19 protein-coding genes, 1 other RNA gene and 1 pseudogene are annotated in these 23,020 nt (G+C 72.0%); 16 read left to right on the top strand and 5 right to left on the bottom strand.

Annotated elements, in window-relative coordinates; genetic code table 11:
• A partial coding sequence (locus tag G5C65_RS09110; protein WP_420903295.1) for an FHA domain-containing protein occupies nucleotides 1-873 on the bottom strand: 873 nt, incomplete at its 3' end.
• Nucleotides 874-1,325: 452 nt separating this feature from the next.
• Here G5C65_RS09110 and G5C65_RS09105 point away from each other — a divergent pair.
• The 4 genes from G5C65_RS09105 to G5C65_RS09090 all read left to right on the top strand — a co-directional run bounded on the left by G5C65_RS09105 (nucleotide 1,326) and on the right by G5C65_RS09090 (nucleotide 6,825).
• Nucleotides 1,326-3,050: a protein kinase domain-containing protein gene (locus G5C65_RS09105; protein ID WP_165298210.1), complete on the top strand. Its 1,725-nt coding sequence runs from the start codon at nucleotides 1,326-1,328 to the stop codon at nucleotides 3,048-3,050.
• A gap of 152 nt (nucleotides 3,051-3,202) precedes the next feature.
• The gene (locus tag G5C65_RS09100) at nucleotides 3,203-4,444 is read left to right on the top strand and encodes a serine/threonine-protein kinase (RefSeq protein WP_165298209.1); all 1,242 of its coding nucleotides are present in this window, start codon (nucleotides 3,203-3,205) and stop codon (nucleotides 4,442-4,444) included.
• An 81-nt stretch (nucleotides 4,445-4,525) separates the two neighbouring features.
• Nucleotides 4,526-5,641 carry a peptide chain release factor 2 gene (gene prfB, locus G5C65_RS09095; RefSeq protein ID WP_165298208.1) on the top strand — a complete coding sequence of 372 codons (1,116 nt, stop codon included), beginning with the start codon at nucleotides 4,526-4,528 and terminating at the stop codon, nucleotides 5,639-5,641.
• Nucleotides 5,642-5,955: 314 nt separating this feature from the next.
• Nucleotides 5,956-6,825 carry an LPXTG cell wall anchor domain-containing protein gene (locus G5C65_RS09090; RefSeq protein WP_165298207.1) on the top strand — a complete coding sequence of 290 codons (870 nt, stop codon included), beginning with the start codon at nucleotides 5,956-5,958 and terminating at the stop codon, nucleotides 6,823-6,825.
• 102 nt (nucleotides 6,826-6,927) lie between these two features.
• On the opposite strand, the gene G5C65_RS09085 is transcribed toward G5C65_RS09090, so the two are convergent.
• Entirely contained in the window at nucleotides 6,928-7,122 is a 195-nt protein-coding gene (locus G5C65_RS09085) for a hypothetical protein (RefSeq protein ID WP_165298206.1), read from the bottom strand.
• Nucleotides 7,123-7,400: 278 nt separating this feature from the next.
• On the opposite strand from G5C65_RS09085, the gene ftsE reads away from it, so the two are divergent.
• The 6 genes from ftsE (at nucleotide 7,401) to G5C65_RS09055 (ending at nucleotide 12,610) form a co-directional block, all read left to right on the top strand.
• On the top strand, nucleotides 7,401-8,090 hold the full coding sequence (gene ftsE, locus G5C65_RS09080; RefSeq protein ID WP_165298205.1) for a cell division ATP-binding protein FtsE: 690 nt from the start codon (nucleotides 7,401-7,403) through the stop codon (nucleotides 8,088-8,090).
• Between the two features lie 83 nt (nucleotides 8,091-8,173).
• On the top strand, nucleotides 8,174-9,085 hold the full coding sequence (gene ftsX / locus G5C65_RS09075) for a permease-like cell division protein FtsX (RefSeq protein ID WP_165298204.1): 912 nt from the start codon (nucleotides 8,174-8,176) through the stop codon (nucleotides 9,083-9,085).
• A gap of 67 nt (nucleotides 9,086-9,152) precedes the next feature.
• Nucleotides 9,153-10,529, top strand: coding sequence for a S41 family peptidase (locus tag G5C65_RS09070; protein ID WP_165298203.1), 1,377 nt, complete (start codon nucleotides 9,153-9,155; stop codon nucleotides 10,527-10,529).
• A 27-nt stretch (nucleotides 10,530-10,556) separates the two neighbouring features.
• A complete protein-coding gene (gene smpB, locus G5C65_RS09065; protein WP_165298214.1) occupies nucleotides 10,557-11,075 on the top strand; it encodes an SsrA-binding protein SmpB in 519 nt (172 codons plus the stop codon).
• A gap of 108 nt (nucleotides 11,076-11,183) precedes the next feature.
• Nucleotides 11,184-11,555, top strand: a transfer-messenger RNA (tmRNA) gene (gene ssrA / locus G5C65_RS09060).
• A gap of 110 nt (nucleotides 11,556-11,665) precedes the next feature.
• Nucleotides 11,666-12,610, top strand: a complete 945-nt coding sequence (locus tag G5C65_RS09055) for an oxygenase MpaB family protein (protein ID WP_206441421.1) — start codon at nucleotides 11,666-11,668, stop codon at nucleotides 12,608-12,610.
• Between the two features lie 968 nt (nucleotides 12,611-13,578).
• Here G5C65_RS09055 and G5C65_RS09050 read toward each other — a convergent pair.
• Entirely contained in the window at nucleotides 13,579-14,883 is a 1,305-nt protein-coding gene (locus tag G5C65_RS09050; protein WP_165298201.1) for an MFS transporter, read from the bottom strand.
• A gap of 103 nt (nucleotides 14,884-14,986) precedes the next feature.
• Here G5C65_RS09050 and G5C65_RS09045 point away from each other — a divergent pair, with 103 nt between their 5' ends.
• Entirely contained in the window at nucleotides 14,987-15,958 is a 972-nt protein-coding gene (locus G5C65_RS09045; RefSeq protein ID WP_165298200.1) for a LysR family transcriptional regulator, read from the top strand.
• A gap of 77 nt (nucleotides 15,959-16,035) precedes the next feature.
• Here the strand turns inward: G5C65_RS09045 and G5C65_RS09040 are convergent, their stop codons facing one another.
• Nucleotides 16,036-16,773, bottom strand: a complete 738-nt coding sequence (locus tag G5C65_RS09040; protein WP_165298199.1) for a 3-oxoacyl-ACP reductase family protein — start codon at nucleotides 16,771-16,773, stop codon at nucleotides 16,036-16,038.
• A gap of 145 nt (nucleotides 16,774-16,918) precedes the next feature.
• On the opposite strand from G5C65_RS09040, the gene G5C65_RS09035 reads away from it, so the two are divergent.
• Both G5C65_RS09035 and G5C65_RS09030 read left to right on the top strand, forming a co-directional pair.
• Nucleotides 16,919-17,566: a TetR/AcrR family transcriptional regulator gene (locus G5C65_RS09035; protein WP_165298198.1), complete on the top strand. Its 648-nt coding sequence runs from the start codon at nucleotides 16,919-16,921 to the stop codon at nucleotides 17,564-17,566.
• 463 nt (nucleotides 17,567-18,029) lie between these two features.
• Nucleotides 18,030-19,028: an abortive phage infection protein gene (locus G5C65_RS09030; RefSeq protein WP_338146290.1), complete on the top strand. Its 999-nt coding sequence runs from the start codon at nucleotides 18,030-18,032 to the stop codon at nucleotides 19,026-19,028.
• A gap of 42 nt (nucleotides 19,029-19,070) precedes the next feature.
• Here G5C65_RS09030 and G5C65_RS09025 read toward each other — a convergent pair whose 3' ends face one another.
• Complete coding sequence (locus tag G5C65_RS09025) at nucleotides 19,071-19,952, bottom strand: LysR family transcriptional regulator (protein ID WP_165298212.1); 882 nt, start codon at nucleotides 19,950-19,952, stop codon at nucleotides 19,071-19,073.
• Between the two features lie 81 nt (nucleotides 19,953-20,033).
• On the opposite strand from G5C65_RS09025, the gene G5C65_RS09020 reads away from it, so the two are divergent.
• From G5C65_RS09020 to G5C65_RS09010, 3 genes and pseudogenes are all read left to right on the top strand, one after another.
• On the top strand, nucleotides 20,034-21,347 hold the full coding sequence (locus G5C65_RS09020; RefSeq protein ID WP_241265661.1) for an MFS transporter: 1,314 nt from the start codon (nucleotides 20,034-20,036) through the stop codon (nucleotides 21,345-21,347).
• Nucleotides 21,348-21,431: 84 nt separating this feature from the next.
• A complete protein-coding gene (locus G5C65_RS09015; RefSeq protein WP_165298197.1) occupies nucleotides 21,432-22,193 on the top strand; it encodes an MBL fold metallo-hydrolase in 762 nt (253 codons plus the stop codon).
• A 611-nt stretch (nucleotides 22,194-22,804) separates the two neighbouring features.
• A pseudogene (locus G5C65_RS09010) lies at nucleotides 22,805-23,020 on the top strand (hypothetical protein); the annotation flags it as partial.

Raw genomic sequence — 23,020 nt, 5'->3', positions numbered from 1 at the left:
GGCCCCGGCCCCGGCTCCGGCGTCGGCCCCGAACCCGGTGCCGACCCCGACCCCGGCACTGGTCCCGACCTCCGCCCCTTTCCCGTTTCCGGCGCCCTCCAGCCGGATCGCGGTCTCGCCGATCCGGAGGGTCGAGCCGGGGCGGAAGAGCACGGGCTGGGGGCCGACGCGGGTTCCGTCGATCGCCGTGCCGTTCGTGGAGCCGAGGTCCGTGACGGTGACCGCGCCGCCGTCCGTGACCGTCACCGCGCAGTGCAGCCGGGAGACGTCCGGGTCGTCCAGCGGGACGTCGGCTTCGGCGGAGCGGCCGAGGTGGACCTTGCCGCCCTGGAGCAGATGGATGCCGCCCGCGTCCGGGCCCGCGACGACATGGAGACGGGCCTTCGCGGAGCCGTAAGCGGAGACGGCGGCGCCGTGCGCGGGCAGGGCCGCGGGCGTCACCGGGCCGTGCAGCGAGACCGTGGCGCCGTCCAGCAGCGGGGGCTGGCCGATGATCTGGCGGTGCGGATCGAGGCGCTGGGTGCCCGCATACACCACCACCGGCTCCTGGGCGGGGCTCTGAGCGCTTTGCTCGCCCGCCGCGGCCACGGGCGCCCCCGCGGGGCCCGGGGCCGGCCCGTGGGCGAGAGCGGCGGCCGCCGTCGTCGCGAGCGCGCCCGTTATCGCGGCGAGGACCGTGCCCGTGGGGGCCGTCACGAGCACGTGCGCGTGCCCCTCGGGCGCCCCGCCGGGCGCCGCTGTGCCCCCCGCGCCGCGCGCGCTGCCGCGCGGCGCCAGGGCGACCGTCAGCCGGATCTGCATCGGCCCCTCCAGGTCCCGTCCGCGCCGTGCGCCCGGCGGGCCGCCCACCCCGCCGTGCCAGCGCGCTGGCACTCACTTGTCCACTGCTCGTGGTGCTGGATGCATACTCGCACCCGGCACTGACACCGTGCCCGTCTGCGCCACCTCAATGATCTTGATTGGCCGGTACCCCGCGCAAGGGGGCCGAGCCACAGCCCGGGCACTGCCAGGGGACCCGCGCTGTCCGTTACGTCGGGGGAATTATCCGTAAATGGCCGGGGAGTGACCAGGTGAATACGGGAGTCGATGAGGGGACACCGTACCGGTGACTGACCACCGTTCGTTTCAGAGCGTTCTCTTTCAGTGGCAGACTCGGGACGGGGCCGCGACAGCCCAGCGACGGCAACCAGCCGTTCGTGTCACGCGTCTTCCCGAGGGGGCCCGTCGGCCGTCCGCGCCTTCCCGTACGCGCGCGGCCGGTCACAGCCCCGTGGGGCAGCACTATTCTGGGCAGGATTGCAGTACGAGACCAGGGAGCGCATGAGGTGCGGCCGGTAGGCAGCAAGTACCTGCTCGAAGAGCCGCTCGGACGCGGCGCTACGGGCACCGTCTGGCGAGCCCGCCAGCACGAGGCGGCGGGGGCCGAGGCGGCGGTGGCCGGGCAGCCCGGCGAGACCGTGGCGATCAAGGTCCTCAAGGAGGAGCTGGCCAACGACGCGGATGTGGTGATGCGCTTCCTGCGGGAGCGCTCCGTCCTGCTCCGCCTGACGCACCACAACATCGTGCGCACCCGCGACCTCGTCGTCGAGGGCGACCTGCTCGCCCTCGTCATGGACCTGATCGAGGGTCCCGACCTGCACCGCTATCTGCGCGAGAACGGCCCCTTCACACCCGTCGCCGCCTGTCTGGTCACCGCGCAGGTGGCGGACGCGCTCGCCGCGAGCCACGCGGACGGCGTCGTGCACCGCGACCTCAAGCCCGCGAACGTCCTGCTCACCGAGGACGAGAACGGCATGCGCCCGATGCTGACCGACTTCGGCATCGCCCGGCTGGCCGACTCGCCCGGACTGACCCGCACCCAGGAGTTCGTCGGCACCCCGGCGTACGTCGCGCCCGAGTCCGCCGAAGGGCGCCCGCAGACCTCCGCCGTGGACATCTACGGCGCGGGCATCATGCTGTACGAACTGCTCACCGGCCGCCCGCCGTTCAACGGGGATAGCGCGCTGGCCGTACTGCACCAGCACCTCGCCCAGGAACCCGAGCGCCCCGCCGGCCTCCCCGAGCCGGTGTGGACCGTCGTGGAGCGCTGTCTGCGCAAGCGGCCCGAGGAGCGGCCCAGCGCCGTCAACCTGGCCCACGCGCTGCGTACGGTCGCCGGCGGCATCGGCGCGGGCGCCACGCCCCAGGCGGCCGGTGCCGCGATGGGTGTGGCCGCCCTGCTCGTGCCCGACCCGACGCCCGCCCCCGTGCCGGAGAGCGGCGGGGGCGGCGCCGACGCCCAGCCCACCCAGGCGCTGCCGCACGGCGCGGGCGCCGGCGGTCCGGGCGGCCCCGCTGGCTACGATCCGGCGGCCCCCACCAACGTGCTGCCGCAGACCCCCGGCCCCGAGGGCCACGGCGGGGGCCCGGGCAACCACCCGAACGCGGCCCCGACCCAGGCCATGCCGCCGGTTCCCGGCGGACCGCCGCAGCCGCCGCCCCAGCAGCCCGCGCAGGCGGACGGTCCGCACCCCTGGGAGAACCAGTTGCGTGCGGCCCGGGACCGGAACGAGCAGACGCAGCTGCAGCCCATGGATCCGAACCTCGATCCGCTGCGCCGCCGTCCGCAGCGCCGTTCCGCTCCGCCGCAGCAGCCCCCGCAGGGGCCGCCGCCCCAGCAGCAGCCGTACGGTCAGCAGCCGTACGGTCAGCAGCCGTACGGACAGCAGCAGTACGGCCAGCAGCAGTACGGCCAGCAGTACGGTCAGCAGCAGCGGCCGGTGCAGCCCCCGCCCCGGCACCAGGAGCCGGCCCGCCGCGAGGAGCGGCAGCGCCCGCAGCGGGAGCCGCGTCCTGAGCGCGAGCCGCGGCAGCGCAGCGCGAACCCGATGCGGATCCCGGGGCTCGGCTGTCTGAAAGGCTGTCTCTTCCTCGTCGTGATCGCCGTGGTGGCGGGGGTGCTCATCTGGAACTTCACGCCCGTGCCCGAGTGGTGGGCCGAGGGCAAGAGCTTCTGGGAGTCGACGAAGGACCTGTTCGACAAGGCCGGGGACCTCGTCAGCGGGAACTAGATCCCTAGGGGTGCCCTGGCCGGAACCCGGCGCCCGCGGCGGCGCCGACTCCGGAGATTTATCGACTTCTGACCCGGGATTTCCCCCACAGAAGTGACAGTTCGCGGCATCCGGCGCTCCTAACCCCGTCCGCGCCGCGTAGCTTTGTCGCTATGGCACGGAAGATCGGCAGTCGGTATACCGCTCACCAGATCCTGGGCCGCGGCAGCGCCGGCACGGTGTGGCTGGGCACGGGTCCCGAGGGGGACGTGGCCGTCAAGCTGCTCCGCGAGGACCTCGCGGCCGACCAGGACCTGGTGGAGCGCTTCGTGCAGGAGCGCAGCGCGCTCCTCTGCCTCGACCACCCCCGGGTGGTCGGCGTCCGCGACCTGGTGGTGGACGGCAGCGAGCTGGCCCTCGTGATGGACCTGGTGCGCGGCACCGATCTGCGCACCCGCCTGGAGCACGAGCGGCGGCTCGCGCCCCAGGCCGCCGTCGCCATCGCCGCCGATGTCGCCGACGCGCTGGCCGCGGCGCACGCGGCCGGAATCGTGCACCGGGATGTGAAGCCGGAGAACGTCCTGCTGGACGCCCTCGCGCCCACCGGTCCCGGCGGCGCGCCGCCCGCCCTGCTCACGGACTTCGGCGTGGCCAAGCTCATCGACTCGCCGAGCCGCACCCGCGCCACCTCGATCATCGGCACCCCCGACTACCTCGCGCCGGAGATCGTCGAGGGGCTTCCGCCGCGCGCGTCCGTGGACATCTACGCGCTCGCCACGGTGCTGTACGAACTGCTGGCGGGGTTCACCCCGTTCGGCGGCGGCCACCCGGGCGCGGTGCTGCGCAGGCACGTCACGGAGTCGGTGGCGCCGCTTCCGGGCATCCCGGACGAGCTGTGGCAGCTCATCCACCAGTGCCTGGCCAAGGCGCCGGCCTCGCGGCTGCGCGCCGCGGAGCTGGCAGCGCGGCTGCACGAGCTGCTGCCCGCGGTGGCCGGGCTGCCGCCGCTCGACATCGACGAGCAGCCGGACGCGGCGGCCGCGGGGGAGGACCCCGGCCCGGCGGCGCCGGCCGCCCCGTCGTCCCACGAGAGCGCGGGCCCCGCCGTCCCGCTGGTGCACAGCGGGGCAGGCCCGGATGCGAACCGGGACACGCACACGAGCATGCGGGTGCCCGGTGCCGACGAGCTGGCGGGCGGCGCGCACGGCACAGCGCGCACGCCGCGTACCGCGGGCGAGCGGCGCGCCGGATCCGCCCGGCACCACCGGGAGGCGGAGCGCAGGCGGCGCATCAAGATCGTCGCGGCGGGTGTGGGCGTGGGGGTCGTCGTCGCGGTGGGCGGCTGGCTGGCCACGTCCGACGGGGAGACGGGGTCGCTGCCCAGGCCGTCGGCGGAGTACCCGGCCGGCCGCTGAGCGGGCGTACGGGCGCGGCCCCGGGGCCCGGGGCGCGTACGCGGCCCCGGGGGCGGGCCCGGGTGCCGTTAGGCTGGAGGCGTGGCAGTCGTCGATGTATCCGAAGAGCTGAAGTCCCTCACCTCCACCATGGAGTCGATCGAGGCCGTTCTTGACCTGGACAAGATGCGGTCGGACATCGCCGCGCTTGAGGAACAGGCGGCGGCCCCCGATCTGTGGGACGACGTGGACAACGCGCAGAAGGTGACCAGCAGGCTGTCCTACCTCCAGGGCCAGCTGCGCAGGGTCCAGGAGCTGCGGGGGCGCATCGACGATGTCGGGGTGCTGTTCGAGCTCGCCGAGAGCGAGGGTGACGCGGACACGCGGGCCGAGGCCGAGGGCGAGCTGGAGGCCGTGCGCAAGGTCGTGGACGAGATGGAGGTCCGCACCCTGCTGTCCGGCGAGTACGACCCGCGCGAGGCGGTGGTCAGCGTCCGGGCCGAGGCGGGCGGTGTGGACGCGGCGGACTTCGCCGAGCAGCTCATGCGCATGTACCTGCGCTGGGCGGAGCGCAGGGCCTACCCGACCGAGGTGTTCGACATCTCCTACGCGGAGGAGGCGGGCATCAAGTCCGCGACCTTCACCGTGAAGGCGCCGTACGCGTACGGCACGCTCTCCGTCGAGCAGGGCACGCACCGTATGGTGCGGATCTCGCCGTTCGACAATCAGGGCCGCCGCCAGACCTCCTTCGCCGGGGTCGAGGTGCTGCCGGTCGTGGAGCAGGTCGACCACATCGACATCCCCGAGAACGAGCTGCGGATCGATGTCTTCCGCTCCTCCGGGCCGGGCGGCCAGTCCGTGAACACCACGGACTCGGCGGTCCGTATGACGCACATCCCGACCGGGATCGTCGTCTCCTGCCAGAACGAGAAGTCCCAGATCCAGAACCGCGCCGCCGCCATGCGCGTCATGCAGGCCCGCCTCCTCGCCCATCGCCGGGAGGAGGAGCAGGCCAAGATGGACGCGCTCAAGGGCGACGGCGGCAATTCCTGGGGCAGCCAGATGCGGTCCTATGTGCTGCACCCTTACCAGATGGTCAAGGACCTGCGTACCGAGCACGAGGTCGGCAATCCGCAGGGCGTCCTGGACGGCGACATCGACGGCTTTCTGGAGTCCGGCATCCGCTGGCGCAAGCAGCAGGAGCAGACACAGGACTGAGCGTGCCCGATGGATTCCGGCCATTGTTCCGCGCCCGTCGGCCGGGGCTGCTCCTGGCCGGAATTCCCCGCACCGCGGCCGCCCTGTGGCTGGTTCCGCCCGTGCGGCAAATCCGCATGTCGACATGGTGCCGCCCCCTGCGCATTTCGCTCCGCACTCGCTTGACGACGGTGTGAAAACTGGGAAAGCTGTTGGCTCGGCATGCCTATGACAGTGGCCGGAGTGTACGCGCGGCAAGAGGGAAGCCCGACGCGGTCAATGATCCCGGCGCATAGCTGCCCATAGACGAGACAGCTACTGGGGGTAGTTGGCACATGACCAATTCGAAGACGCGGCTGCGTGTTGCGCGCCTGGCTGCCGGTGCGGTGTTCGCCGCCGGCGCTTCGCTCACCGCAGCGGGCGCCGCCCAGGCTGCGGGCCTGGGCGACAGTGACACCAAGGACGCCGGCATCTCCGCCAAGGCGGTCGACGGCGAGGACGATGGCGGCGGCACCGAGGGACCGACCTCCGGTGGTGACGACATCGGCGGTGATGACATCGGTGGCGATGACATCGGCGGTGACGACATCGGCGGTGACGACATCGGTGGCGATGACATCGGTGGCGATGACATCGGTGGTGACACCGTGAGCGGCGGCGACGACGGAGGCCCCGGCGACAACGGTGGCAACGGCGACAACGGCGATAACGGGGGCAACGGGGATAACGGGGACAGCGGCGGGGACGACGGCGGTCCCGGCGGCAACGGCGGCAACGGCAACGGCAACGGTGGCAATGGCGGTCCCGGCGGCAATGGCGGCAACGGGAGCGACAACGGCGGCTCCGGCGGCAACGGCGGCAGCGCCAACGGCTCCGGCGGCAACGGTGGCGACAGCGGCGGCTCCGGCGGCAGCGGTGGCGGCGGCGAGCAGCCGGCCACTGTCGGCGGTAGCGGCAGCGGCGGCGATGACACCTGTGAGCTGGACGGCACCGATGTGAACTGCGAGGGGGGCACCAACCCCGACAGCGCGGGCAGCCAGCCGGTGCAGGACAGCCAGCCGCAGGGCTCGCAGAACAAGGACGAGCTGGCCGACACCGGTGCGGCCGAGACCACCTTCCTGCTGGTCGGCGCCGCGACGATGATCGCGGGCGGGATCGGCTTCCGGCTGGTGCCGCGCGTGCTGGCCCGTCGCTCGGCGGCCTGAGGCAGCCGCCGGACGACCGCATACGCACGACGAGCACACACGGAGCACGGGCGAGGGCCGGGAGCGCAGCGCTCCCGGCCCTTGTCGCCTGTGCGCTGAGGGCTACGCTGTCGCCACTCGCTGCGCCAGCAGGGCCACCGCTATCAGGGTCAGCAGCAGTCCGGCGAGTGCGGCGGGCGAGAGGCCGGCAAAGGACGACTCACGGTGCAGGCGCTCGCGATGGGCGCGGCACACAGCGCAGCGGCCCTCGCTGACGGGGCCCGCGCAGTTGGCACACACCAGTCGGTCGCATGTCATGCGAACTCCTCCTCAGTCGCGCCAACGCCACCCGGGAGTCATGCGTTCCCCAGGGGTTCTTATATCCACTCTGCCAGGTGTCGCGGCCTACCGCAGAAAAGCGCTGGTGGCCAGCGCGCAAACCGCCTGGTACCGGACCAACCCCTGAGCCCGACTGCGCGGTGCGCTCCGCTTCGCGTATGGTCGCCCACACTGCCCCCCAGTGAACGCTGGGGGCGCTCCCGGAGGCCGCGCCGCGGCTCCGGGTTTGCCCCTACCCAGGTCGACGTGGTGTATCCGTGATCCGATTCAACAGCGTCTCGAAGTCCTACCCCAAGCAGAACCGCCCCGCCCTGCGCGATGTGTCGCTGGAGATCGAGCGCGGCGAGTTCGTCTTCCTGGTCGGCTCCTCCGGCTCCGGCAAGTCCACCTTTCTGCGGCTTATTCTGCGCGAGGAGCGGGCCAGTCACGGGCAGGTGCACGTGCTCGGCAAGGACCTCGCCCGGCTGTCCAACTGGAAGGTGCCGCACATGCGCCGCCAGCTGGGCACCGTCTTCCAGGACTTCCGGCTGCTCGTCAACAAGACGGTCGGTGAGAACGTCGCCTTTGCGCTGGAGGTCATCGGCAAGTCGCGCGGTCAGATCCGCAAGACTGTTCCCGAGGTGCTGGACCTGGTCGGGCTGGGCGGCAAGGAGGACCGGATGCCCGGCGAGCTGTCCGGCGGTGAGCAGCAGCGTGTCGCCATCGCGCGCGCGTTCGCCAACCGCCCCATGCTGCTGATCGCCGACGAGCCGACGGGCAACCTCGACCCGCAGACGTCCGTCGGCATCATGAAACTGCTCGACCGGATCAACCGGACCGGAACGACGGTCGTGATGGCCACCCACGACCAGCAGATCGTCGACCAGATGCGCAAGCGCGTGATCGAGCTTGAGACGGGCCGCCTGGTGCGCGACCAGTCGCGCGGTGTCTACGGCTACCAGCACTAGACGCCGGTCCCGCTGCCCGTACCGGCCGGGTGGCCGGGGCGCGGGCCGGGCCGCTCAGCAAGCTCCCGCACAGAAAGGACGCCATGCGCGCCCAGTTCGTCCTGTCGGAGATCGGCGTCGGTCTCCGTCGAAATCTCACGATGACCTTTGCGGTGATCGTGTCGGTCGCCCTCTCGCTCGCCCTGGCGGGCGGTTCCCTGCTCGCCCGCGAGCAGGTCAGCACCATGAAGGGGTACTGGTACGACAAGGTCCAGGTCTCCATCTACCTCTGCAACAAGAACGACGCCTCCAGCGACGCCAACTGCGCCAAGGGCCCCGTCACCCAGCAGCAGAAACGGGAGATCAAGGCCGACCTCGACAAGCTCGACGTCGTCGAGAAGGTCTACTACGAGTCGGCCGACGAGGCGTACAAGCACTACAAGGAGCAGTTCAAGGACTCTCCGCTGGCCGATTCCCTCACACCGGACCAGATGCAGGAGTCCTACCGCGTCAAGCTGAAGGACCCCACCAAGTACCAGGTGCTGCAGACGGCGTTCTCCGGCAGACAGGGCGTGCAGGAGGTACAGGACCAGCGGAGCCTGCTGGAGAACCTGTTCAACCTCCTCAATGGCATGAACATCGCCGCTCTGTGTGTGATGGCGCTGATGCTCGTCGTGGCCCTGCTGCTGATCGTCAACACGGTGCGGGTGTCGGCGTTCAGCAGGCGCCGGGAGACAGGGATCATGCGGCTGGTCGGTGCCTCCAGCTTCTACATCCAGCTCCCGTTCATCCTGGAGGCGGCGCTCGCGGGCCTGATCGGTGCCGGTTTCGCCTGCGTGCTGCTGGTCGGCGGCAAGTACTTCCTGATCAACAACTGGCTCCAGCAGAAGATCGTGCTGATCAACTTCATCGGCTGGGACGCGGTCATCAAGGTGCTGCCGTTCATCATCGCCGTGGGGGTGCTCATGCCGGCCGTGGCGGCGTTCATCACCCTTCGCAAGTACCTGAAGGTGTGACACTTGCCGCGTGAGCGGTACGGTCAACGCCCCGTGCGGCGCCGGTCTCTGGCCTAGACTCCGATCCATGTCGGGCTCGTGGTTCTCCGCTCCGCCCCGCCGCATCCGCCGCGGGGCCGCCCTGACATTGGTCTTCGCGAGCGTCCTTGTCACGGGCGCCGCCACCGGCTCCTGGGGAGACGAGGCGCGCCGCCCCCCCGGCACCGGCGCCGATACGACGGACGCCGCGTCCCGTGCCACGGGCCGCCTCGCGCTGGACGGCGGAGTGCCGGACCGCGCGGGTGACGGGCCCCGGGGCGGCGAGGCGCACGGCGGCCCGGAGGGCTACCGCGGCGGCCGGCGGCACGGCGCGGGGGACAGGACCTCCGGCGACGCCGCCGAGCTGGTGAGCCGCAGCGGCGACCGCTGGTCGGCCGCCTACTCGGCACGGGAGTACGAGGGCGTACGGCAGGACCTGGACGGCACATACGTAGGGGTCGGTATCTCCGTACGCCAGGTGCATGGCAAGGCCGGAGGCGACAGGGTTCCGCGCCGGCGGGACGCGGACCGTGCAGACCGTGGCACGGACGGTACGGGCCCGCGGGCCGCAGGTGCCCGCGAGGCGGCCGAGCCCTCCGTCGTGGAGGTGGACCGCGTCGAACCGGACAGCCCCGCCGCCCGTGCGGGCGTCCGTCCGGGCGACCGGCTGCGCACTGTCGGCGGGCGGAAGGTGACGGGACTGCCGGTGACCGAGGTGGTGACGCGGCTGCGCGGCTCCCGCACCGGCGACGCCGAGCCGGGCCGCCCGGGGAGCGAGGTCACCGTCGGCCTGCGGCGCGGCTCGAACGAGTGGCAGCGCACCCTGGTCCGTACGCGCCTGGCCAGCGAGCCGGTCAGCGTCGACCAGCTGGGGTCCGGGGTGACGAGGATCAAGGTCAGCTCGTTCACCAAGGGCACTGGGAAGCGGGTGCGGGACGCCGTCGCGCAGCAGGCACCGAAGGACGCGGGTATCGTCCTCGATCTGCGGGGCAACGCGGGCGGTCTGGTGGACGAGTCGGTCGCCGCCGCCTCCGCCTTCCTCGACGGCGGCCTGGTCGCCACGTACGACGACCGGGGCACCCAGCGTGCCCTGTACGCCGCGGAGGGCGTCGGCGACACGGACCGCCCCGTGGTCGTCCTGGTGGACGGCGGCACGATGAGCGCCGCCGAGCTGCTGACCGGGGCGCTGCAGGACCGGGGCCGCGCCGTGGTCGTCGGTTCTCGTACCTTCGGCAAGGGCACCGTGCAGGTGCCCAGCCGGATGGCGGACGGCTCCGTCGCGGAGCTGACCGTCGGCCGGTACACGACGCCCGCCGGGCGGGACGTGGAGGGCGAGGGCATCGCGCCGGACCTGTCCGTGGACTCCCGGAGCAAGGCCACCGACCGGGCCCGCACGGTATTGAGTGGCCTGGAGGCCCGGTCGTAGGGGAGGATTGGCCGGGCTATGGCGAAGATGAAGACGACGCGGACCAAGGCGAAGGCCAAGGACGACAAGGACGTACGGAAGCTCATCGCGCAGAACAAGAGAGCCCGGCACGACTACGTCATCCTGGACACCTACGAGTGCGGTCTCGTGCTCACGGGCACGGAGGTCAAATCGCTGCGCCAGGGCCGCGCCTCCCTGGTCGACGGCTTCGCGCAGATCGAGGGCAGCGAAGCGTGGCTGCACAACGTGCACATCCCGGAATACGCGCAGGGGACGTGGACCAATCACGCGGCCCGGCGCAAGCGGAAGCTGCTGCTGCACCGCGCGGAGATCGACAAGCTGGTCGGCAAGCTCCAGGAGACGGGCCTGACGCTGGTGCCCCTCCAGCTCTACTTCTTCAAGGGCCGTGCCAAGGTCGAGATCGCACTGGCCCGGGGCAAGAAGGAGTACGACAAGCGGCAGACGCTGCGGGAGAAGCAGGACCGTCGGGAGGCGGACCGCGCGGTGTCGGCGGCCCGCCGGCGGCAGCGGGCCGGAGCGCGGTAGCGGGGCTCCGGTGCCGTCCCGGTGAACAATGGGTTGGCACGGTGGCGGTCCGGTCCCGTACCATGGTCACAGTACGGCCCGCGGGTCGGCTGATTGTTAACTCAACAGGGGGATGATCGGTTTCGACAGCGGATGTCGAAGCAGGTGAAGCGAGCCGAGGAACGCGGCAATGATCTCGTTAACCATGTGCCGCAAAAAAATAATCGCCAACCAAAAGCGCGATTCCTTCGCCCTCGCTGCCTAAGCAGCGACTTGCGAAGTGTCAGCCCGGGGCCGTTCCCGTCCCGGTGTCTGGCATCAGCTAGGGGACTCACCGTGTAGACCCGGTCACGGGGTCTGCCGGGACATCGAACAGTGACTGGGCCCGTCGGAGACTTGTCTGCGTGATCTCCGGGGCCGAGAAAATCGCAGCAGACTGCGCTCGGAGAAGCCCTTCTTCCGCTCCGTTGGACGCGGGTTCGATTCCCGCCATCTCCACGAGGACGACAGGCGAGGTGTGCCCACGAAGTGCGTGGGCCCCTCGCCTTCGTCGTATGTGCGCGGCTGCCCCGCCACTGGCCTTCCCCGGAGCCGGAGGGAGCGTGTGTGCCATGCCCGGTGAACCGTCCGAGCCGCCCGGACCGCCCGAGCCACTCGGCCCCGACTCGCTGACCTGGAGATACTTCGGGGACTGGCGGGGTCTGCTGCTCGCGCCCTGGTCCGGCGCCCTGCAGAACATGCACCCGCAGCTCGCCGCAGGTGTCGCCGAGCACTCGCGCTTCTTCGAGGAGCGCTGGCAGCGGCTGCTGCGCTCGCTCTACCCGATCGACGGCGTCGTCTACGACGGGCCGCGGGCTGCCGAGACCGCCCGCCAGGTGCGCGGCTACCACGCCACCGTCAAGGGCACCGACGCGCGGGGGCGCCCGTACCACGCGCTGCGCCCCGAGGTCTTCTACTGGGCGCACGCCACCTTCTTCATGCTGACCGTGCTCGTCGGCGACCGGCTGGGGCCGGGGCTGAGTGAGGCGGACAAGCGCCGGCTCTTCGACGAGCACGTGCGGTGGTGGCGGCTGTACGGCATGAGCATGCGGCCGGTGCCGGACAGCTGGGAGGACTTCCAGCGGTACTGGGACCGCATGGCCGAGGAAGTGCTGGAGGACACCCGGCAGGCGCGGGACGTCCTCGACCTCCGCCGGCTCGCCAAGCCGCCCGCCCTGCGGCTGCTGCCCGACGCGGTGTGGCGCGCGCTGCGCGGTCCGCAGGCGCGGGCCACCCTCTGGCTCACGGTCGGGCTCTTTCCTCCCGCGGTGCGCCGGCGGCTCGGCTACGTATGGACGGTGCGTGACGAACGACGGCTGCGCAGGCTGGGGCGGGCCGTTCACCGGGCTTGGAAGCTGGTGCCGTTCGAGCGGCGCTACCACCCGCGGGCACGGGCGGCGTGGCGCCGGGAGGCGGGCCGCTCGCGGGGGCGCCAGGCCCTGGTGGAGACCCCTGCGCGGAATCTGCCCCCGCTGGCGGAGCGGGACCTTCCGCAGCACTACTCGCCTCGGGTGTGAGCACGCAGCTGAGCACCCACAGCAGGAAGAGGCCCACCAGCCAGTCCGTCACGGCGGCGAACTGGTTGAGCGCGAAATTGAAGATCTGACCCACGAACAGATCCGTGAGGACGGAGGCGCGCAGCAGGCGCAGGGCGGTGCGGCGGTTCCGGCGCAGCAGCCACGCGCCCCGGAGAGCCAGCGCCAGCGTGATCAGACCGCAGACGGCGGTGGCGATGATGGGAAACGTGTCCTCGGACGGTATCGGCGGGTCGACGGTGCCGGTGACGACGTCGGCCGTGAGCCCCGCGACGATCAGATAGCCCTGCAGCACGGTGTACCCGATGACCAGGGAGACCACGCGGCGGTTGGCGGCAACGCGGTCCAGGTGGGCACGGGCACGGGGCAGCAGGCGACGCGGGGCGCGCTCCGGAAGGGCGTCGAGGAGGCCCGCCACGGCGGCGTCCATCTCGGTGTGCGGCCTGGCCAGATGGCGCAGCGCCGCGTGCCGTTCGGCCCGCGTCACGCTGCCGCGGGCCAGCGCGGTCAGGGCGATGTCGGCGGCCTGGGCGGTACGGTTCGCGGGCGGCACCCGGGCTGTGCGTCGGTCCAGCCACCACACAAGGGCGAGCAGGGCGGCGAAGACGCTGTAGATCAGCGCGGCTGCGGGGCGGTAGTGGTAGCCCGCGTCGTCGGTGACGAGCTTGCCGATCTCGTCGATGAACAGGCCGAAGCCGATGCCGCCGACCACCGCCCCGGCCTGCCGGGCGCGGTGCCCGAGCAGCGCGCACAGCAGCACAAGGGCTGCGGCCAACAGCAGTCCGCCCCACAGCATGTGAGCGATGTGCAGCCCGCTGCCGCCGCCGCCCACCTTCGGATACCCGGCCTGTGCCAGGAAGGCCCGAGTGAGCAGGACGGTCACGATCCCCGACCAGGCGAAGAGCCTGAGGTGCGCGACCGCCGTGGACGCGTACAGATGCAACGGACCGTCACCTGCTCTCGGACGGGGCGTACGGGAGGCTCCCTTCACTCTCGCCGGGCGCGACGGTCCGCTGCATCAGGGAAGACCCGGAGTCGCCCCGGGGGTTCGCCGACGCCGTGACCAGGGCCGCCAGCAGCGCGGCCGACGCGGGAACGGCGTACGCCCAGCCGTGCGCGCCCACCCGCTCCACGGCCCATCCGCCGGCCGCCGAGCCGGCGGCGATGCCGCCGAGCAGCGCGGTGACGGCGAGGGTCATCCCTTCGTTGAGACGGGCCCGCGGCACCCGATGCTGCAGCAGTGTCATGCCGGTCACCATGGTGGGTGCGGTCGCCATGCCCGCGATCAGCAGGGCGCCCGCGAGGACGGTCAGGTTTCCGCCGGCGGACGCGACGGACGCGACGGACGCGAGGAGGGGCAGCGCCATCAGGGCCGCCATCGAGCCGGCGCAGCACAGCAGGCGGCGCTCCAGGGATCCGCGCAGGCGCAGCGCGCCGAACGCCAGTCCGGCCGCCGCCGAGCCGGCCGCCTGGCAGGCGAGCACGGCCCCCGCCGCCGACTTGTGGCCCTGCCCGTCGGCATACGCGACGGTGACCACTTCCACCGAGCCGAACACCGCTCCGGTCGCCAGGAAGGTGCCCAGCAGGGGCGGTACTCCGGGCAGTCGCAGCGGTGCGCGGCCGTGCACGGCACCGTCGTCGCGCACCGGCGGCGGTTCGGTGCGGCGCTGTGCGGTGAACAGCGCCATCCCGGTCAGCAGCAGGACGCAGCCCGTGAGCGTCCCGGCGTACGGGGACAGTCCGGTGCACAGTGCGGCGGCGAGGATCGGGCCGAGCATGAAGCACAGTTCGTCCAGTGCCTGTTCCAGGGAGTTGGCGGTGTGCCGCGCGTCCGGGTCGTCCGGGAACAGGTACGCCCAGCGGGCGCGGGACATGCCGCCCGTGTTGGGTGTGGTGGCGGTCACCGCGTAGGACGCGAACAGCGTCCAGTCCTGCGCCCCGTACCGCACGCACAGGATGAGCGACACGGAGCCCAGTACCGCGACGGTGGTCGCGGGCAGCGCGATCCGGGCCTGGCCGTACCGGTCGACCAGCCGGGCCGTCATCGGCGCGACGAGCGCGGTGCACGCCAGTCCGCAGGCCGTCACCGCGCCCGCGAGCGCGTAGGAGCCGCGGACGCCGGCGATCATGATGACCGCGCTGACGGTGAACATGCCCATGGGCAGGCGCGCGAGCAGGTTCCCCAGGGTGAACGCGAGCGTGCCCGCAGGTGCGAAGAGGCGGCGGTAGGAACGGAGGCGGGAGGTGCGCGGCATGCGCCACACCCTCGCCGCGCGCCGCCCGCGGGGTCCAACACCTTCTGCCGGTCCATCCACGCGCTGGTGTTGTGAATCCCGGTCACGGCGCTAGCCTCGCGTGATGACCACTCCAGGTGACGTTCCGCCCCGGCTGCTGCGCGCGTTCGTGGCGGTCGCCGAGGAACTGCACTTCACCCGCGCCGCCGCCCGGCTGTACGTTGCGCAGCAGGCGCTGAGCCGCGACGTCCGCGCCCTGGAGCGCGAGCTGGGCGCGGAGCTGTTCGTCCGCTCGACGCGCAGGGTCGCACTCAGCGGGGACGGCGAGCGCCTGCTGCCGTACGCGCGGCGCGTGCTGGCCGCGCAGGACGACCTGGCCGCCGCCTTCGCACCGGGCACCCGCCCGCTGACCGTCGACGTGGGAGCGCCGGTCAGCACCGGGCAGTGCGTACTGGAAGCCGCGCGCGAGGCGGCCCCCGGCGTGGAGTTCGTGGCGCGCTACCACAGCGGACTCGCCGGCGCTGCGGCGGAGATCCACGCCGGGCGGCTCGACGTCTCCTTCGGGCGGGCGGCGGGACTGCCGCACGGAGTGCTGTCCGGACTGGAGCACCGTCTCGTCCGGTACGAAAGGGTCGCTGTTCTGCTGCCGTCCGGACACCGGCTGGCGGCACGCGCGGAGGTGCCGCTGGACGCGCTGGCGGGCGAAACGCTGTACGCGGGAGCCGGGAACGAGGACACCACCGAGTGGACGTCGTTCGCGCACGCTCTCTTCGACGGGCGCGGCATCCGGGCGGCCCCGCCCTTCCCGAAGATCGACGGTGAGGCGGAGTTCGCACGCGTGCTGCGCAAACAGGGCTGGTCGGTGCTCGCCAGCGAGGTCTTCACCGGCGTGGACGGCATGGTGCTGCGGCCCGTGGTCGCCCCCGTGCCCCTGGCGCCGGTCTCCCTGGTGTGGCGGCGGGGCCTGCGCCACGAGGGGCTGCGGGTGCTGCGGCGGGTGGCGGCGCAGCTGGGGGAGGCGGCCGGCTGGCGCACCCGCCCCCACGACGGCTGGCTGCCACGAGAGGACACGGCCCTGCTCCGTGGGGCCTGCTGACAGCCGCCCGAGTGCGCCCCGCCGCCCTGTGCTCTCCGCGGGCCGGGGCGCCGCCCCGGCAAGGGTCCGCCGAACGGTCAGGCGTTGCTGCCGCCGTCCATGGTGAACGCGGACCCCGTGATGTTCCCCGCCTCGGGGCCGGCCAGGAAGGCCACCAGCGCAGCCTGCTCCGAGGGCTCCGCATACCGGCCCGTCGCCGATATCGCGCGCTGCGCGTCGGCGCCCTCGCCGTGCGGCGGGTTCATGTCCGTCGCCGTCGAGCCGGGGTGCACGACGTTCACGGTGATCTCACGCCCGCCCAGATCGCGGGCGAGCCCCTTGGTGAAGCCGTTCAGCGCGGCCTTGCTGGCGGCGTAGAGGGTGATGCCGGGGAACGGCACGCGGTCGGCCAGATTGCTGCCGACCGAGATGATGCGGCCTCCGGCCGTCATATGGCGCACCGCCGCCTGGGAGGCGAGGAACGTGCCCCGCACATGGATCGCCAGGGTGCGATCGAGCTCCTCGACGGTGACGTCTTCGAACGGCCCGTGCGGAAACACCCCCGCGTTGTTGACCAGGATGTCCAGGCGGCCGAGCTCGGCCGCCGCCTGGTCCACCGCGCCGGTGACCTCGGCGGCGTCCGCGCTGTCGGCACGGATCACCAGCGCGCGCCGCCCGGTGGCGCGGATCTCCTCCGCCACCTCCTGCGCCTTCTGCTCGGCGCCGGCGTACGTCAGCGCGACATCGGCGCCCTCCCGTGCCAGCCGTACCGCCGTCGCCGCGCCGATGCCCCGGCTGCCGCCGGTGACCAGGGCCACCTTGCCGTTCAGGCTCATCTGCCGCACTCCTTCTGCCGTGTCCGCCACCGGAATGGCCCGGTGGGGCTCATTTCTTTATCGATCGCTATATATTTGCTCACGGAGTACCCTCGGACGTCAAGTGGCTTTGTGATCGATCGCTAAAGAATGGAGGGCGGGCCTGATGGCAGCGAGAGGCCGTCCGCGGGGCTTCGACCGGGACGCGGCACTGCGCCGGGCGATGCTGATGTTCTGGGAGCGCGGCTACGAGGCCACGTCGGTCGGGGACCTCACGGAGGCCATGGGCGTCAAGCCCCCGAGCCTGTACGCCGCGTTCGGCTCCAAGGAACGGCTCTTCCGCGAGGCGGTCGCGCTCTACGAGCGGGAGGAGGGCGCCGTCACCCACCGCGCCCTGCTGGAGGCCCCCACGGCCCGCGCGGCCATCGAGGAGATGCTGCGCGACAACGCCGTGGCGTACACCGACCCCGCCAGCCCGCCCGGCTGCATGGTGGTGCTCGCCGCCATCAACTGCTCCCCCGGCAACGAGCACGTCGAGCGGCTGCTCGCCGAGGACCGCCGGCAGACCGTCGAGTCGCTCAGGAGGCGGATCGAGCAGGGCATCGCGGACGGCGATGTCGACCAAGGCGTCGACGTCGCGCGGCTGGCGGAGTTCTGCGCCTCAGTGCTCTTCGGCCTCTCCGTCCGGTCGCGGGACGGCGCCTCGTGCGACGAGCTGATGGGAGTCGTCGATCTCGCGCTGGTCGCGTGGGACGGGCTCGCGCGAGCGGGACGCCGGCCCGCCGCAGACCCCCTGAGCTCCTCTTCCTCCTGATCCCCGGCCTCTCCGACGGTTCGCCGGCCGTGACGGCCCGCTCCGGCCGCCCGGCTCCTGTGCGGCCCTGCCCCTGGGCGCCCCCGCTCCTGTGCGGCCCCGCTCGTGTGCGGCAGCCGGGTGGCCGGCGGTGCCCTGGTCGACTGGCCCGGGGACTCTGGACAGTTGGGGGAAGCGGGGGCGAGGTGGATGCCGGGAGACTCGAAGACACGGAAACGGAAGTCGGCGTGTGGGGGTCCCGGTGCGAAGTGAGCGAGTTGTCGGTGGCGAGCGGGTTCGTCAGCAGGCGGAAAGCAGTGGGGGCATCAGCAGGGAGCGGTTCCTGGCCGGAGCTGGAGCGGCGGTCGCGGGGATCGCGGCCGGCCCGTTGCTCGCCCAGGGGCAGGCTGATGCGCGGCAACGGGGGGAGAGCGCACAGCCGGAGAGGGCGGACGGGCGGCGGTCGAGCCTGGCCCACCGGGGAGTGTGCTACGAGATCGCGGACGGTGAGACCCCGCACACGGGCTGGGAGGCCCACCGGATGCGGGAGGACCTGCGGGTGATCAAGGAGGAGCTGCACGCCACATCGGTGCAGATCTGGGGCAGTGGCGTGGAGCGGCTGAGTGCCACCGCCCGCGAGGCGGCCGAGCGCGGGCTGGCCGTCTGGCTCCAGCCCCGCCTGGGGGACTGTCCGGAGCGGGAGATCCTGGAGCATCTCGCCGCGGCGGGCGAGGAGGCCGAGCGGCTGCGGCGGCAGGGCGCGCGCGTTCACCTCAGCGTGGGCTGCGAGTTCTGGCTCTATGTCCCCGGCATCGTCCCCGGTGACGACGCCCTGGAGCGGGTCCGGAACATGCTGGACGGGAACTACGACCGGGAGAAGACACAGCGGCGTCTGGACCGCTTCATCCCCCGGGCCGCCAGGACCGGAAGGTCCGTCTTCGACGGTCGGCTGACCTACGCGGCAGCCGCCCCGGAAGACAAGGTCGACTGGAGCCTGTTCGACATCGTGAGCCTGGACTACTACGCCTACCACCGCCGACGGGCCGACTACGTCCGGGATCTGGAGCCCTTTCGCCGCTGGGGCAAGCCGGTGGCGATAGCCGAGTTCGGCTGTTGCACCTACAAGGGCGCAGCCCGGGACGGCGGCATGGGCTGGTATTCCGTCGACTTCGAGAAGAACCCCCCGGAGATCAAGGGAGACCTGCGGCGCAGCGAGCGCGAACAGGCCCGGTATCTGAGCCACTCCCTGGCCGTCTTCGAGGCGCTGGGGCTCTACGCGGCGATGGCCTTCTCCTTCGTCAGCCCCGACGCCCCACATCGGCCCGAGCGGCGCTACGACATGGATATGGCCAGCTATGGGCTGGTGAAGTCGATATGGAAGACCCGGGACAAGCCGACCCCCGCCTGGCACTGGGAGCGCAAAGAGGGGTTCCATGCCGTGGCCGCCCACTTCGCACACGCTGCCGGCCGCGCACGCCCCTGATCCAGCGGGGCCGGGCGGTGGCTACGGGGGCGCACGGGGCGCTCACCCGCCGTCAGGGGAGACCCCCAACTCGCGCAGGAAGGCCGCGGCGGCGGGCGAGGGCTGGGAGACGGACCAGATGAGGCGCTGTTCGCGGGCGGGCGCGTCGTGGACGCGCAGCACCGTGACACCGGAGAGCTGTTGGACGAAGGCGTTGGGGAGCAGGGCGATCCCCAGGCCATTGCGGATAAAGGAGGCAATGAAGTCGACAGTGGAGACCTCGAAGGCGACATGCCGCTGCAGCCCTGCCGCGTCGAAGGCTTCCTCGGTCTGGGCGCGGGCCGCCGTGCCCGCCGCGAAGTCGACGAAGACCTCTTCCGCGAGCCGGCGCAGATCGGTCTTCCCGGCGTCGGCCAGCCGATGGTCGGGGGGCAGGACGGCGACGTGCTCGTCCTCGGCGAGGAGGTACTCGTGGACGCCCTTGGTCACGGAGTGGCGCAGGGCCCCGATCAGCGCGAGATCCAGACGGCCGTCCCGGACCTGCTCGGCCAGATGTTCGCTGCGGCCGCCGAACAGCTGGATACGGACCTGGGGATAGCGGTCGTAGTACGCGCGGATGATGCCCGGCAGGTCGACGGCGGTGATGGTCGGGATGGCGCCGAGCATCAGATCACCGCGGATCTCGCCGGTGACCGCGGCCACCTCGGCCCTGGCCCGCTCCGTCGCGTCCAGCGCCTGGCGGGCGGCGGGCAGGAACGCCCGGCCCGCGGCCGTCAACCGGACCCGGCGGCTGGTGCGTTCGAAGAGCCGGGCGCCCAACTCCTTCTCCAGCTTGGCGATCTGGTGGCTGAGCGCCGACTGGACGATCAGGCACCGCTCGGCGGCCCGGGTGAAGCCGCCCGTCTCGGCGACCGCGATGACATAGCGCAACTGCTGGAGCTCCATATCATCCATCGTGATACGCGATCGAAGTGATGACAACTATGTGTTGGACTCATCAATCCCTGTGCTCCGACGCTGGAGAGCATGACAACCACGACTCCCGCCTCTGCCCCGGCCTCCGCCGAGCCGCTCCCCGAGCGCGGTATCCGGCGCGGCCCCCTGCTGTTGATGGCCTGTGCGACGGGCCTGTCCGCCGCGAGCAACTACTTCGCCCAGCCGCTGCTCGACCTGATCAGCCGGGATCTGCACATCGGGGCGGCGCTGGCCGCGCTCATCGTCACAGCCGCCCAGGCCGGGTATGCGCTGGGGCTGATGCTCCTGGTGCCCCTCGGGGACATACGGGACCGGCGACGGCTGGCGGTGACCCTGTTTCTGGCCTCGTCCGCGTTTCTGGCGATCACCGCCGCCTCGCCCAGCGGTCCGGTGATGCTCGCGGGCACGATTCTGGTCGCGCTCACCTCCGTCGGGGCGCAGGTGATCGTGCCGTACGCCGCCTCGCTCGCGCCCGAGAGCGAGCGGGGCCGGGTCGTCGGCATCGTGATGTCCGGCATCCTGCTCGGCGGGCTGCTGGCCCGCACCGCCTCCGGGCTGCTGTCCGCGCTGGGCGGCTGGCGCACGATCTATGTGGTCAACGCCGTGCTGATGGCGGTGATGGCCCTGCTGCTGGCGCGCTATCTGCCACGGGTGCGGGAGCGAGCGGCCGATGGCGGGTCGGGCCTGTCGTATCCGGCGCTGCTCCGCTCCACCCTGGCCCTGCTGCGGGAGGAGCCGGTGCTGCGGCTGCGGTCCGCGATGGCCGCGTTCTCCCTCGCGTCCTACAGCGTCCAGCTCACCGCTCTGACATTCCTGCTGGTCCGGGAGCCGTTCGGCTGGTCCGAGTCGTCGATCGGGCTGTTCGGACTGGTGGGCGTGGTCGGGGTGCTGACGATGACGTTCGCGGGGCGGCTGAACGACCGGGGGTATGTGCAGCATGTTTCCGGCCTCGGCGTGCTGCTGCTGACCGGTTCCTGGGTGCTGCTGCTGGCCGCCGAGCGGTCCCTGCCCTGGCTGGTCGCGGGCGTCATCGGGCTCAACATCGCCCAGCAGGCCGTGCTCAACAGCAGCCAGAAGGTGGTGTACGCGCTGCGCCCCGAGGCCCGCAACCGCGTCAACTCGGCGTTTATGACCACCTTTTTCGTCGGTGGCGCTGTCGGCTCGGCGCTGACCTCGGTGGTGTGGGGGAGCGGTGGATGGCCCGCCGTGTGCGTGCTGGGCGCCGTACTGGGAGCGGTGGCCGTGCTGCTGTGGCTGACCGAGCGGATCCGCGCGGTGCAGCCGTCGCGACGGTCGGGGGGATGGCCGTCGCGACGGTCAGCAGGAAGCCTGACAGGGAACTCGACCGCAACTCAAGACACTTGAGGATCACCTGAGCTTTCAAACCGCTGGTGAGAGGGGGGATTCCGGAACAGGGCAGCAGATGGAGACCGCCCGCACACTGAGAGCATGGAGGAAATAGTTGACCATTGGTTCACGCTCAGCGAGGAGTATGGCGGTGTCGCCGGCTATACGGAGCCGCACGTCCACCCGCTGCTCCGTGCGAACATCTGGCATATACCCGGACGGGACCGGGACCTCGTGGTGGACAGCGGCTGCGGCATCGCCCCGCTGGCGGACCGGCTCCCCCGGCTCTTCGCTCATACGCCCGCGCTGGTGCTGACGCACAGTCATCTCGACCATATGGGAGGGGCGCACGAGTTCGCGGAGCGCTGGGCGCACGCGGCCGAGGCCGCACAGCTGCGGGCGCCCGAGACCTGGATCTCGCTCCGGGGCGCCGACTTCCCGGAGGACTTCCGGACCGCCATGGCGGAACTGGGCGCACCGCTGGGGGAGTCGCTGCTGACGGCGCTGCCGTGGGAGGGGTACGACCCCGGTGCGCACCACCTCCGCGCCGCCCCGCCGACCAGGGCGCTCGCGGACGGGGAGGTGCTCGACCTGGGGGACCGCCGGTTCGAGGTGCTGCATCTGCCGGGGCACTCGCCGGGCTCCATCGGCCTGTACGAGCGGGACACCGGGATCCTCTGCTCCGGGGACGTGGTCTACGAAGGGCCGCTGCTGGACGACGCGCCGGGCTCCGACCGGGAGGCGTACCGCGCCACGATGGAGCGGTTGCTGCGGCTTCCCGTGACGCGGGTGCTGTGTGGGCACGGGCCGTCGCTCGGCCCGGAGCGGCTGCGGGAGATCTGCCGGGCCTACCTCGGCTCGTAGGCTGCCCTGGCTGGTTTTCGGTGGTTCGCGGGTGGTCGCCCTCGCGCTGGGCGGCCGGCTGCCGGCGCGACCGCGTGTCCGTATCCGTGTCCGTACCCGCGTCTGTGTCCGTGCCAGTGCCGGCGCCCGTGCCGGTGCCCGCGCGTTCGGGCGTCGGGTGCCCGCTTGGGGTCCCGCGTCCTGGCCGGGCTTCTGCCAGCGGTCCTGCCGGTGGTCCTGGGTGTGCGTATGGGCTGGTGAGCGCGGTCTGAGGGTGGGAGGGAGGAAGGGGTGCGGGCGCTGTCCATGGTGGTGCTGCGCAGGGCGACGCTGCCACCGCGCAGGGCGATACCGGAGGGCGCGAGGGCGCCTCGGGGGGTGTGAGTTCCGTCTCGCCCCTCAGGTGAACACGGGATAGGGGAACCAGGACTGTGCACGATGCGTGCACTGATGCGTTAGATTTCCCGTTCGGTAGAGGGGACGGTTTCCAGACACAGGGGGCACGGGGGGCGATGCGGAACGAGCATCGTGGTCACAGAGACCACATATCCGATGAACACGACAGAACGGTCAAGCTGCCGGTGGCGCTCACGGGGCAGTCCGACCGGGGCCCCGGCGAGGAGCCGGTGTTCGTGGACAGCAGCGGAGGGCGCCGTCGGCTGCTCCGCAAGCTGGGCTGGGTGCTCGGCGTGGCCAGCGTCGGGTACGCGACCGTGCTCGGCGTCAGTCTGGCGGGCGGCGAGGCGGGCGCGCCCGACCAGCTCATACCCGGCCCCGCCAAGAAGGAGGCGGCCGAGGAGCCGGAGGCCGAGCCCTCCCGTACGCGGTCCGCGCGCCCCACGCCCCGT

Source organism: Streptomyces boncukensis, assembly GCF_011045075.1.
In the GTDB taxonomy this organism is placed as follows: Bacteria; Actinomycetota; Actinomycetes; order Streptomycetales; family Streptomycetaceae; genus Streptomyces; species Streptomyces boncukensis.
Note: the sequence above shows the minus strand (reverse complement) of the source record. Positions and strands in the feature narration are given on the sequence as shown.

Excerpts from the sequence above, each read along its gene's own strand:
- G5C65_RS09100 (WP_165298209.1), top strand. The coding sequence starts at position 3,203 with ATGGCACGGAAGATCGGCAGTCGGTATACCGCTCACCAGATCCTGGGC.
- G5C65_RS09090 (WP_165298207.1), top strand. The coding sequence starts at position 5,956 with ATGACCAATTCGAAGACGCGGCTGCGTGTTGCGCGCCTGGCTGCCGGT.
- G5C65_RS09085 (WP_165298206.1), bottom strand. The coding sequence starts at position 7,122 with ATGACATGCGACCGACTGGTGTGTGCCAACTGCGCGGGCCCCGTCAGC.
- ftsX (WP_165298204.1), top strand. The coding sequence starts at position 8,174 with ATGCGCGCCCAGTTCGTCCTGTCGGAGATCGGCGTCGGTCTCCGTCGA.
- G5C65_RS09070 (WP_165298203.1), top strand. The coding sequence starts at position 9,153 with ATGTCGGGCTCGTGGTTCTCCGCTCCGCCCCGCCGCATCCGCCGCGGG.
- smpB (WP_165298214.1), top strand. The coding sequence starts at position 10,557 with ATGAAGACGACGCGGACCAAGGCGAAGGCCAAGGACGACAAGGACGTA.
- G5C65_RS09055 (WP_206441421.1), top strand. The coding sequence starts at position 11,666 with ATGCCCGGTGAACCGTCCGAGCCGCCCGGACCGCCCGAGCCACTCGGC.
- G5C65_RS09050 (WP_165298201.1), bottom strand. The coding sequence starts at position 14,883 with ATGCCGCGCACCTCCCGCCTCCGTTCCTACCGCCGCCTCTTCGCACCT.
- G5C65_RS09045 (WP_165298200.1), top strand. The coding sequence starts at position 14,987 with ATGACCACTCCAGGTGACGTTCCGCCCCGGCTGCTGCGCGCGTTCGTG.
- G5C65_RS09040 (WP_165298199.1), bottom strand. The coding sequence starts at position 16,773 with ATGAGCCTGAACGGCAAGGTGGCCCTGGTCACCGGCGGCAGCCGGGGC.
- G5C65_RS09035 (WP_165298198.1), top strand. The coding sequence starts at position 16,919 with ATGGCAGCGAGAGGCCGTCCGCGGGGCTTCGACCGGGACGCGGCACTG.
- G5C65_RS09025 (WP_165298212.1), bottom strand. The coding sequence starts at position 19,952 with ATGGAGCTCCAGCAGTTGCGCTATGTCATCGCGGTCGCCGAGACGGGC.
- G5C65_RS09020 (WP_241265661.1), top strand. The coding sequence starts at position 20,034 with ATGACAACCACGACTCCCGCCTCTGCCCCGGCCTCCGCCGAGCCGCTC.
- G5C65_RS09015 (WP_165298197.1), top strand. The coding sequence starts at position 21,432 with ATGGAGGAAATAGTTGACCATTGGTTCACGCTCAGCGAGGAGTATGGC.